Annotated in this window: 9 protein-coding genes; 4 read left to right on the top strand and 5 right to left on the bottom strand. The window is 40.2% G+C overall.

Features of this window, described 5'->3' with window-relative positions; genetic code table 11:
* Positions 1–17 precede the first annotated feature (17 nt).
* On the top strand, positions 18–722 hold the full coding sequence (locus Q0W37_RS13165) for a BspA family leucine-rich repeat surface protein (RefSeq protein WP_297702013.1): 705 nt from the start codon (positions 18–20) through the stop codon (positions 720–722).
* A gap of 113 nt (positions 723–835) precedes the next feature.
* On the opposite strand, the gene Q0W37_RS13160 is transcribed toward Q0W37_RS13165, so the two are convergent.
* From Q0W37_RS13160 to Q0W37_RS13140, 5 genes are all read right to left on the bottom strand, one after another.
* Positions 836–3553 carry a DUF262 domain-containing protein gene (locus tag Q0W37_RS13160; protein ID WP_297702012.1) on the bottom strand — a complete coding sequence of 906 codons (2718 nt, stop codon included), beginning with the start codon at positions 3551–3553 and terminating at the stop codon, positions 836–838.
* A gap of 26 nt (positions 3554–3579) precedes the next feature.
* Positions 3580–5055 (bottom strand): DUF262 domain-containing protein, encoded by a 1476-nt coding sequence (locus Q0W37_RS13155; RefSeq protein WP_297702011.1) that lies wholly within the window; start codon positions 5053–5055, stop codon positions 3580–3582.
* Positions 5056–5192: 137 nt separating this feature from the next.
* Positions 5193–6014 (bottom strand): BspA family leucine-rich repeat surface protein, encoded by an 822-nt coding sequence (locus tag Q0W37_RS13150; protein ID WP_297702010.1) that lies wholly within the window; start codon positions 6012–6014, stop codon positions 5193–5195.
* Positions 6014–7849: a BspA family leucine-rich repeat surface protein gene (locus tag Q0W37_RS13145; protein WP_297702009.1), complete on the bottom strand. Its 1836-nt coding sequence runs from the start codon at positions 7847–7849 to the stop codon at positions 6014–6016. The genes Q0W37_RS13150 and Q0W37_RS13145 overlap by 1 nt, the downstream gene beginning before the upstream one ends.
* Before the next feature lie 39 nt (positions 7850–7888).
* Positions 7889–9109, bottom strand: coding sequence for a BspA family leucine-rich repeat surface protein (locus tag Q0W37_RS13140; protein WP_297702008.1), 1221 nt, complete (start codon positions 9107–9109; stop codon positions 7889–7891).
* A 159-nt stretch (positions 9110–9268) separates the two neighbouring features.
* Here Q0W37_RS13140 and Q0W37_RS13135 point away from each other — a divergent pair, with 159 nt between their 5' ends.
* The 3 genes from Q0W37_RS13135 to Q0W37_RS13125 are packed head-to-tail and all read left to right on the top strand — an operon-like array spanning position 9269 to position 12144.
* Positions 9269–10120: a type III pantothenate kinase gene (locus tag Q0W37_RS13135; RefSeq protein WP_297702007.1), complete on the top strand. Its 852-nt coding sequence runs from the start codon at positions 9269–9271 to the stop codon at positions 10118–10120.
* 28 nt (positions 10121–10148) lie between these two features.
* Positions 10149–11171: a GGDEF domain-containing protein gene (locus Q0W37_RS13130; protein WP_297702006.1), complete on the top strand. Its 1023-nt coding sequence runs from the start codon at positions 10149–10151 to the stop codon at positions 11169–11171.
* A gap of 31 nt (positions 11172–11202) precedes the next feature.
* The gene (locus tag Q0W37_RS13125) at positions 11203–12144 is read left to right on the top strand and encodes a UDP-glucuronic acid decarboxylase family protein (protein ID WP_290994112.1); all 942 of its coding nucleotides are present in this window, start codon (positions 11203–11205) and stop codon (positions 12142–12144) included.
* Positions 12145–12155 lie beyond the last annotated feature (11 nt).

Raw genomic sequence — 12155 nt, 5'->3', positions numbered from 1 at the left:
GAGCGGATTAAGAAAATATGAGCCAGAAAAGAGAAAAAGTTGTTGCTCGCGACCGTGATCACCTTCGACAGATTGTTTTCGAGTCCATCGAAAAATTCGGACCGAATTGCGATTTGAACTTTATCGACGTATCACAAGTGACGGATATGTACTGCATTTTTTCAGGGCCAAATAGTGCATTCAATGGCGATATCAGTGGCTGGGATATGTCGAATGTTGAATCGATGAACAGCATGTTCCATGGCTCGCAATTTAACGGTGATATTAGCGGCTGGAACGTGTCGAATGTTAAAGATATGTTCGCGACATTCCAAAGTTCGGCATTTAATGGCGACATTGGAAATTGGAACGTGTCAAACGTTGGGACCATGTCGTGCATGTTCCGAGATTCTCAATTTAATCAGGACATTAGTCGCTGGGATGTGTCGTCCGTTTTCGATATGAGCAACATGTTTGCCCATTCGCGTTTCAATGGAGACATTTCACAGTGGAATGTTTCGAACGTTAAGATGATGATCGAGATGTTTTCATTTTCTCGATTCATGGGAGATATCAGCGGATGGAATTTCTCGAAAGACGTTTGCGTGTTCGATATGTTCTATGGCTCGCTCATGGAGTTGAAGGAATTGACTCCCGAAAGGTGTAAAAATTTGGAAGAAGAGTGGCAAAAGAACCACCCTCCGGTTTCCGATGAGGAGTTGGGCGATGAGTTGCCGTTTTAGAGGAAGTGGTAAGCGAAATAGTTGCTTACTATGCTTGGATGTAGATTTTGATATAAACGAAACCTCTGATCGATAGTGATCAGAGGTTTGCTAATATATTGTTTTTTTGAACCTTATAAATTTAAATAAGTATCAAAAAATTCTTCTAAAGACTCGTTTGGTTCTTGTCCATCAAATAATCCCAAATTGGTTAATGTTGTGTTTGCGATGTCACGCCAATCGGGGTTTTCTGCACTTTCGTTCAAGTTTTTTCTGATTTTCAAAGCGATGATTTTGGATCTATCGTTGTTCCATACGTTGTTTATATTTCGCCAACCGCCCCAATCAAGGAAGCACCTGGCCGATGAATAGCTTCCAAAATGATTTCTAACAACCATTCGGATTTCTTTATCGCCAAAAGTATCCCATTGTCCTTTTATTTTTTTATTCAAAATAGCGTTAGGAGATTTTGGTTCCCATTCATTCATTTCAAGAGGTACTGGCCTGCCATCCCTAATATATGGAGCAACGTACTCGTCATAACCAACGCAAGTTGATGGATCGACATTTGGGTCTTTCTTTGTATGAAGATATAGTTTTTGACAATACTCGACATGTGCAACGAAGTATTCAAGTAATTTCTTGAAACGAGCCACGTCGCTCAAATTGTTTTGTGAAACTTGAGCATTCATTTGAGATTCTCCTTTATGGGTATAAGTTTTTTCTTCATTGGTTGGATTGACTGAATGAAAATATACATTATTCTCTTTGGCTGGATTTGCCTGAACTTGCTTGTCGGTCGATTGCATGCTTTCATATTGCTCTTTATTAGTGCTTGTGTATGTAATTGAAACTTGATTATCTTCTGTCTTGTCAACACCAAGTAAGTCTTCCATGCTGTTCAATAATTCGAGTACGTTCTTATAATGTTCTTCAATCTGTGATTTTCCCCATGTTCTAGTGTTTTGAGTAATGGTGTACATAATCTGTCGTTTTGGCGGAAATGCTTTAACTCCGTTCACGTCAGGAGCCTTTCCTGCTCGATTTTGAACCTTTTCCCATGGTGAAACGTTTTGCAAACGAGAGTTGGTTCCTTTGCTTATAAGACAAAGATTTCCCAAGTTGTCAACTAAAGGCTCCACTTCCTTGAATTCAATCGTATTCATATTATCAGGGTGCTGCGGATAATGGTGCTCTACTGAGTTATGATAACGGAAGTTGAAGTCTTTTACATATACCATTTCAGGAAATTGTTTCTGAAGATTATTCTTCTTAGCAATCCAATACAAATAATCAATCAGATTGAAAAGGAAATGAGGGGTATTCGTACCCATTCCCTTCTCGTGTTCATTGGTTATATTTTGTTTAAAATAATTCCTAATATATGAATGAATCGTTTTTAAGTATTCTTTTTTGAAAATTTCATTAACATTAATAGTTTCGTGTTCTTTGTAAGATGCCACAAGGAATTTCAGTAATTCCTGCAGCCATTTTTTATGATGACGACTTCTGAACGTCACTTGCAACATAGACAATGATTTTACAAAGCTATCACTAGAAAATTCCGTTTCCACCCTATAATCAAGTTGATTTTGAGAATTTTTAACAGGTTCCAGTAATCTCCAGAAAAATTCTTCATCTTCTTTGGCTATTGAAATATTGTCATCTTCATACTTGTCATCCACAACACCTTCAATTTTAATTATAAAGCGATCAAAAAGTGTTCTTGTCAGGAACAGTTTATATATGAATTCCTCAGGGTCAGGTTTTCCTAAGACCTCTTTATAATCTCGCATTAGGAATTTTTCATCCAACGCAATCTGATCGTTCGGATCATAGAATAACTTAAAAATATGCATCAAAAAGTTCGGAAAATCAATTATAGACTGGTATTTGAATGAGCCCCGATAATTTTCATCATATTCTTTTGTTTCATTTACGAAGGGATCCGAAGTAGCGTTTAATAATTCATCGAAACTCTTTGTTTCAATCGTGTTGGATGTTTCGTTGTTTTCTTCAAAGTATTTTTTAAATTCGTCAAAGCTGACAAACGTGTTCCAATCAGAACCGAAAAAAATATTTCGGTCATTCGAAGAAAAGCTTTTTTGAATAGGACGGTTCATTTGTGAGCAGGCGTCCCAAATCATACCAAATTTCATTTGCTGAGAAACTTTGTGTCCGAGCCCGCTCATGATAAGGGATTTAAGAATTTCATGTTCTTGCAGTTGCTTTCCCCTATTATTCATGATTTCAAAGTACGAGTTAACATCGGTATTCTTAGATACTTCCGTTCGAAGCAAAAAAACCTTATTTTTAATGTAATTGATAAATTTGGTTCTTTCGGTGGACTCTAGTGTTGCGAGATTCAAAATTTTTGCAGACTCGCCTTCAGCAATAAGATTTACATTGCAAATGTCGTAAATTGCTTTGATAAGATCGGCATTTCTTCTTTTCAGTTTGATTATTTCTGCATCAGTATTATTTTCATTGTAGAAGTTTTCGTTTTCATAAAAGCGCTTAAGGAATTCTTGTTCCAGTTCTCGAGATTCGTATTCTATCTTGCATTCAGGAGTGTTTACTCCAAGAATTTTTGTCAGTAAGGTAAAGAATGTTAATCGTTGCTGGCCATCAATCACTTCAAATGACGTTTCTTTCTTCATCACAACAAGGCATCCAACATAATATGGAATACCCTTATTTTCTTTTTTACTTTCATTATAGCTAGAATAGATATCCTGAAGCAGTGTCGCTATTTGTTCTGTACTCCAAGCAAAACAACGTTGATACAAGGGAATGCTGTAAAGATCGTTGAAAAGATCAGCTATAGAAAGTAGGTAGACTTTATCTTCCATAATTTTACACCTAATTACAATACAAATTACAATACAAAAGATTCTTTTTCAAAAAAATTTATAATTTCTGGAACAAAGGACGATGATCTTCGTTTGGATTTATCAGCAGCATCATTTTTCAATTGATTCAAGTCATTTTTTTTAACCATGCATGCCCCGCATATTTTTTCAATATCTTTGGGTTCTCGAGCCTGTGCAATGATGTTAAATGGTTTGATATCGCCTTCTATAGGGACCTTTGCAACCGTATTGTAAACAACTCTTGATTGCTGAATGCGAATTCTATAAACAAAAGCGTAAAGAATCTTGTAGAATCTTGGCTCAAATTTGGTAATTCCAAACTTATCGTAGAAACAGAATACTAATGCCTTAAACAACTCTCTTAAATATGTATCTCCCATTCGCCCATACCCTTTGTAAAAACAATAATCATTATAAAATTTTTGAAATTCTTCTAATGTTTTATTGTGGAGGCTATCGAGGAAAAGCCTCTTATACATGGCAACATAGGTTTCAACATATTGAAAAAATAATTCACCATCAACAATATCCTGATTGACATTCATGAAATTTTTTATGAAATTCGAGTCATCAGAATTGTTGTCTCGATCAACAACTTTTTCTTTGATTCCCTCTTGATTCTTCAACCATTCAAAGAACATCAACAGAGAGATGTTTTGATATGGATATTGAATTTTACTGAATCCCTTAAATTCGTCAATATCTTTTTTTGCAAAACGATAGGCGATATTTCCCTTTGACCATATTCTGGATTTATACAATTGTTCCGAAAACAATTGTTTTAATACGTCAAAGTTTTGGCCATTTGGCAAACTACTTTTTACGGCATTTTCCCAATTAATATGACATTTTTCTCGAATTTGACGTTCTTGATTATCTCTGTCTTTGATAGCCCTTAAATGGTAAGCCTTCAACAGATTATATGGTTCTAGTTCTTTTCCATTGCCGTTTTGTGAATCAAACATTTGGAAGGCTTCGGAAATATTATAAACTGTAACCACAACTAATTCACAATTATTAAGAATGTAGTTGAAAAAAAATTCCTTTTCATTCGCGATATTATCTTGAATCCATTTCTCAATAATCATCCTATTTTGCTTCAGGTGCTTGTACGACAGAGAATGATTGTACTGCAAATTGTCAAACAAGTTATTTCTGTACGAAGGTTTCAAACAACGAAGTATCAAAAGCAGAGTGGTGGCTCTTTGCTGACCATCAACTATATCAAAGCGTCTTTCGTTTAAACAAGTAATCAAGCTCCCTATTCTATAATGTTCAGAAGAGTGCCTTTTATTATAGCATATGTCATTTAACAATTGCTCCACTTGTTTTTTTTCCCACATATAGGGTCGCTGATACGGAGGAATTGACAACGGCGCTTCTAGAACTGTTTGCACAGTTTCAATATTTGCGTCCACTTTATGGCGGGTTGCGTTATCTTCCAGTTCTTCGTTTGTAAGTTTGAATAATTTTTCGAGCATTTTAAATTCTTTGTTTTTTGAAATCTAACAAAAAAAGGAGACTTCCATTTCCAAGAGTTACTGCACGACACTTAACCTTTGCGCAACTTTTTCAATGGACTTTTTTAAAATTGGCACTTTCGGCTTAAAACACCACATTACTTGTCTTTCGCAGGATTTTGGAGCATAACGAAGATGTCTTTCTCGTAAATTCTATCTCGTTCTCGTGAACTGTTGCCCCAACCGTTTTTGAACAGGTTGGCATTTTCGGATTCTTTATACCAGGCGGGGATTTTTCCCAACGCCTTGATTGCAGAATTTTTGAACATATAGTCCATGTTGGTCACCTTCGAGGTGTTCCATTCGCTAATATCACCCCTGAAAGAAGAACAGGCGAACATCGCTTTCATAAATTGCACATTGGAAACATTCCATTTACTGATGTTTCCGTTGAATTTCGAAAAGCTGAACATGCCGGTCATATTTGTTACGTTAGAAACATCCCATCGACTTATGTCACCGTCAAACGGAAACTTTGTCGTTTCATGCCCGTATCCACAAAACATGTAACTCATGTCTTTCACTTTTGAAACGTTCCACCGGCTTATATCACCGTTAAAACTTGCGCAACTGAACATGCCGCTCATATTCGTTACATTCGAAACATTCCAACGGCTTATATCGCCATCGAAAAGGGCTTCGCTGAACATTCCGTTCATATCTGTCACATTGGAAACGTTCCACCGGCTTATATCGCCGTTAAAACTTGCGCGGTGGAACATTCCTCTCATATTTGTAACATTCGACACATCCCAGCGGCTTATGTCCCCCTTGAAATAGGAGCCCGAGAAAAGCCCACTCATGTCTGTCACCTGCGACACATCGATGAAATTCAGGTTGCAATACATGTGCTTATTGTCAATCGCTTGATCAATAAGCTCTCGCAAATGGTTCTTGTCCCTAGCGGTAATCTTTTCCATTATTTCCCCTTCTTCTTAGGCGAATACCACAACGGAATTTTTTTTGAAGATTCCAAAGCGCTTCCTTGAAACATCGACTCCATATTTGTCACGTTAGAAACGTCCCATTGGCTAATATCGCCATTGAATTTGGATTCGCCGAACATACAATAGAACATACAATACATATTAGTTACGTTCGACACATTCCATTTGCTAATATCGCCATTGAATTCGGATTCTCTGAACATATCACTCATGTTAGTTACGTTCGACACCTCCCATTTGCTGATATCGCCATCGAAAAGGGCTTCGCTGAACATTCCACTCATAGTCGTCACATTCGAAACATTCCACTGACTGATGTCGCCACGGAATTCGGAACGAGCGAACATATAACTCATATTTGTCACATTCGACACATCCCAAGCACTAATGTCTCCGTTGAATTTGGATTGTTCGAACATTTTACTCATATTTGTCACATTAGAAACATTCCACTGACTGATGTCGCCATTGAATTTGGATCCGCTGAACATATCACTCATGTTCGTCACATTAGAAACGTTCCATCGGCTTATATCTCCGTTGAAATGAGCCCCATTGAACATACAACTCATATTCGTCACATTCGACACATCCCAAGCACTAATGTCTCCATTGAATAAGGATTGCCGCGTGAACATCTTTCTCTCAAACATGTTACTCATATTCGTTACATTAGAAACATCCCATTTGCTGATATCGCCAGTAAATAAGGAATCACTGAACATTCCACTCATATCTGTTACGTTCAACACATCCCATTGACTGATGTCGCCATTGAATTTGGATTGCTTGAACATGTTGCTCATATTCATTACATTCGAAACATTCCACTGACTGATGTCGCCACAGAATTCGGAAGTTAAAAACATATCACTCATATTCGTTACGTTTGAAACATTCCACTGGCTGATGTCGCCATTGAATTTGGAATAGTGGAACATACCGCTCATATTCGTCACATTCGAAACATTCCACTTGCTGATATTGCCAGAGAATATGGATTTCCCGAACATACAACTCATATTCGTCACATTCGATACATTCCACTGACTGATGTCGCCTGTGAATATGGAATTCATGAACATCCAACTCATATTAGTTACGTTCGACACGTCCCATTTGCTGATATCGCCACAGAATTCGGAACCCCAGAACATAGTATCCATATCTGTCACATTGGATACGTTCCATTTGCTAATATCGCCGTTGAATTTGGAAAGACAAAACATACGATTCATATCAGCCACATTGGAAACATTCCATTTACTGATATCACTAGTGAATATGGATTCACAGAACATATAACTCATGTCTGTTACGTTTGAAACATTCCATTTGCTGATATCGCCACGGAATTCGGAACCCCAGAACATACGATTCATATCTGTCACATTGGATACGTTCCATTTGCTGATATCGCCGTTGAATTTGGAACGAAGGAACATGCAGCCCATATTTGCCACGTTCGAAACATTCCACTGACTAATATCGCTACAGAATTCGGAAACTCCGAATATACAATTCATATTCGTCACATTCGATACATCCCAAGCACTAATGTCCCCATTAAACTTAGATTCCTCGAACATGCTCTCCATATTAGTCGCTTTGGACACATTCCATTTACTGATGTCTCCGTTGAACTCGGATCCTTTGAACAATTCGGACATGTCCGTTATTTGGGAAACATCAATGAAATTCAGGTCGCATTCAGGACCATAAAGAGCCATAGTCTCTTTAATCAAATCCAAGAGCTGTTTTTTCTCTGTTACGACGACTGTAGCCATATCTTTGGGTTGTTCTGCCATTTTTATTTTCACACATGCAAGGTTTATACGGTTGATAACTTAAAAAGGAAGGTCATCTTCCGCTCCATCATCGGCTGGTGCTGTTTTAGAATCTTCGGACGAATCCTCTGGTTGCGAATCGTAAACGAGCTTACCATTTCGGTAATAAGAATCTGAAGAAGGAATGTTATGGAGGCTCAATTCGTCTAGAAAATCTTCGTCATTAGCATCAAAGCTAGTCTTTAACGAATGTTTGTCCTTGAAATTAAGGATGATGTTAAATCCAAAATTGTAATACGATTCAATGTCATCCCAGACCTTATTAGCTCTAGAAGTATCCCATTTGCGAAAGTCTCCTAAATCTACTCGATCGTTATCAAACAAGTGTGTCATCTTAGTTTCACTAGACACATTCCATTTGCTGATATCCAATCTGATTTTACAGAACCATCCCTTTTCAGGGCATGGGGAAACGTCAAAATTTGCAAAAAGATCGCTCAAGTCGGTTACACTGGAAACATCAATAAAATTCAAGTCTAGAACATTATCTAGGACAATAGTGTTTCCTAAAATTTCTCTAATAAGACCAAATGTTCCCTGCAAATACAATTCAGTTTTGAGATATTCTTGAACACACTGAATCAGCTGATCAAGGTGTTCTCGACTTTTCACAACAATTGTAGGTCTATCATCTGAACTTTCTTCCGGCTCTAAGAATTCATGCGCCACTAATTCCAAAGACATTTTTTCAGAACCAGTCATCGGGCCGATGTCGTACAGAAAACGGCCTTCTTTAACTTGACCTTTTCCAATCGCCCATTCGTCACTGGCTCTAGACCACCATTCCGCTTCAAATACCAGTCCGTCGGTAGCCATTTTTTCATAGACTTTAATGGGAGGCCTACACCTTGTGAAAAATACATATTCCCCCTTTAACAACCCCTCTAAAGTCTGTAAGTGCGGTCCATCATCATACAGTAAATCGCTACAAGATCCCCAATGGTCAATTCGCCACTTCGCAAGGGTTTTGCCTATCAGTTCAGAGTTCTCTGCTCCAAAAAAATTCGACGCATCTTGTCGAGAATTATCGAACCATTCCTTGTCTGACTCGTTCTTTTGAACCTCCGGAATAATCTGCGAAAAAGAAATCATTGTTTCACAAAGCGTTGTATTAGCAATGAAAAAACGTTCTCCTTCGCCATAGAGCTTCTTGAACTTTTCGATGTTTTCGTCATCCATCTTGATGATGTTTGAAAATTCTACCCAATTTTCTTCGTCCATGTCTGTACCGTTGAAACTTTATGTTTATGATACCCTCTAAGTATATATAGTTTCAATTGGCTGTTTTGTCAAAATTTTTATGCACGTATATTGCGGAATAATGTCTTTTTGTTAATTAGGGAAACTTGAAAAAAAACATCTTTTTCTATTATTGTTGATGTGAAAAAGGACTTGAAAAAGACGGTTGATACGGTGAATACGATTTCTTTTGTGGTCGACGTGGGCAACTCCCACACGGTGATTGGTATTTTCAAGGATACCAAGGTGGTTGATTATTGGCGCCTGACCACCCGCAAAGAAACCACCTCTGACGAAGTGATGAACAAGGTGGGCGGTCTCTTGAGGTTCTCCAAGATCAAATCCGAGGAGATTACCCATGTGGGACTTTCTACCGTGGTGCCCGCTTTGGAACGTCCCTGGATCAAGGCTCTGGATTCCTTGCTGAAAAAGCGGGTGCAGGTGGTGAATTCCAAGAACTGCATGGGCTTGCAGATTAATTACCAGAACCCGTCGATGGCCGGTGCCGACCGCTTGTGCAATGTGATTGCCATGCGCGATGCGGGGTTCAAGAATGCGATTGTCGTAGATATGGGGACCGCTACCACTTTCGACGTCATGAAGGATGGCGCCTTTGCAGGTGGCGTGATTATTCCCGGCATTAACGCGAGCCTGGATGCTTTGACGGAAAAGGCCGCGCGCCTTTTACCCGTGACTATCGAATGGCCAGAGGCCGTGGTGGCAGACAATACCGATGACGCTATCCGCGCAGGTCTTCTGTACGGATTCCTTGCCCAGTTGGAATTTCTGATTGGCAAAATCAAGAAGGAAATGGCCTGCGACGATATGCCTGTGTATGCGACCGGCGGTTGGGGAAAAACGATTGCTCGCAGGACGTCCTTGATTGACAAGTATGATCCGTTCTTGACGCTGCGAGGAATACGTCTGGTAGCCTTGAACGGAACTGCTGCGGCTGCTTACAGCGAGGAGGCGCGGGACACCGAGGAAGAATAATATTTCTCAAGTAAGAAGGGGAAAATAAATGCCGAAAAAATTTCTTGAAACGCTCTCGGAGCATAGGACCTTAATTTTCTTAATTATGTGCCTGTGCGTTCACATTTTTAATGTGTTCCTGTTCTGGAAGTTTGGACTTTTCCCGTTGGTGGTCCTGAATGCCATTAGTTCTGTGATATACGTTGTTTTCTTGACAATTTTTAAGGATGAAAATCTCAGAATTTCCTTCGCCTACTTCGAAATCATTTTTTTCTCCGCTATGACGGAATTGATTTCGGGCGGTCATTTTGGTACCTTGACTTTTGTCATTGGCATGGTGGCGGTGATTTTCTTTATGTTGCCTTATTCCAACAGGAAAAAGCACATATATCAGCTTATTGGTGCTGCGCTTGCGGTTGCAATTAGCTTGATTTCCGTTTTTAATTATTCCCTTTATCCAGAACTGATGGATTTGGTTCTGCATCACAGCTCTTTTGTGAAAGTCTTGAACTTGATCATTACGCTGTTCTCGCTGTTCTATTTAACCAACCTTTATTTGGTGGAGCTGAGAACGACTCGCGAAAAACTGGACTACAGCAGCAATCATGATATGCTGACAGGCCTTTATAACCGCCGGTTCTTTGAAAGCATCATGAAGCGTAGCAAGGACGAAAAGGAAACGTCTTTCTCTGTCGCGATGCTGGATGTGGATGACTTCAAGAAAATTAATGACACTTATGGTCATGAAACCGGCGATAGAGTCTTGGCGGCGGTAAGCAAGTGCATTGAGTCTTGCCTTCCCCAGGATGCTGTGGCGGTTCGCTGGGGTGGCGAAGAATTTGTGCTTTATCTGCCGCAGGTGGAAAATTCCCGCGCATTGGAGGTCTTGGAAACGTTCCGGACGAATCTTTCGGAACAGGAAATTTATCACAAGGGAACTCGGGTTGCCATTACGGCGACTATTGGCCTTTGCACGGGCGAAAGTATTGCTGACTACGAGGAATACCTCCGTCAGGCAGACGAAAAACTGTATTGGGGCAAGAAACACGGTAAGAACCAGATTGTTAAATAGCTATATTATGCTCGAATAATTGGAGCTTAATATGCGTTGTCTAGTTACTGGTGGTGCGGGTTTTCTGGGAAGTCACTTGTGTGAACGTCTGCTGAATGACGGGCACGAGGTGATTTGCCTCGACAACTATTTTACAGGGCGCCTGGTGAATGTCGACCACTTGCGCGACAACCGCCGCTTCGAACTCATTCGCCATGACGTGACGGAGCCGATTCTTTTGGAAGTGGACCGCATCTTTAACTTGGCGTGCCCTGCAAGCCCCATCCATTACCAGTTCAATCCGGTGAAGACCATCAAGACGAGCGTGATGGGTGCCATCAATATGCTCGGTATGGCAAAGCGTGTAAAGGCCCGCATCTTGCAGGCAAGCACCAGCGAAGTCTACGGTGACCCTGCCGTGCATCCGCAGACCGAAGACTACTGGGGAAACGTGAACCCCATCGGCATCCGCAGTTGCTATGATGAAGGCAAGCGTGTCGCCGAGACCTTGTTCATGGATTACCATCGCCAGAACAATGTGGACATCCGCATCGTTCGAATTTTTAACACCTACGGACCGCGTATGCTCATGAACGACGGCCGCGTGGTGAGCAACTTCATTGTGCAGGCGCTCAAGGGCGAAGATATCACCATTTACGGTGACGGCAGCCAGACGCGCAGTTTCTGCTACGTGGACGACCTCATCGAAGGTTTTGTCCGCATGATGAACCAGGACAAGATTATTGGACCGGTGAATATCGGAAACCCCGGCGAATTCACGATGCTTGAACTTGCTAAAGAAGTTCTTGAACTCACGAGTTCCAAGAGCAAGATTGTGTACAAGCCGCTGCCCGGTGACGATCCGAAGATGCGTCGTCCGAACATCGATCTTGCAAAATCCGCCCTCGGTTGGGAACCGACGATTCCCTTGCGCCAGGGCCTCGAAAAGACGATTGTGTATTTCGATAAACTGTTAAAAGATTCTAATCATTAACCCTTCAATTC

The sequence above is a fragment of the uncultured Fibrobacter sp. genome, from assembly GCF_947166265.1.
Classification (GTDB): Bacteria; Fibrobacterota; Fibrobacteria; order Fibrobacterales; family Fibrobacteraceae; genus Fibrobacter.
The sequence above is the reverse complement of the archived record's forward strand: the minus strand, read 5'-3'. Positions and strand labels throughout refer to the sequence as shown.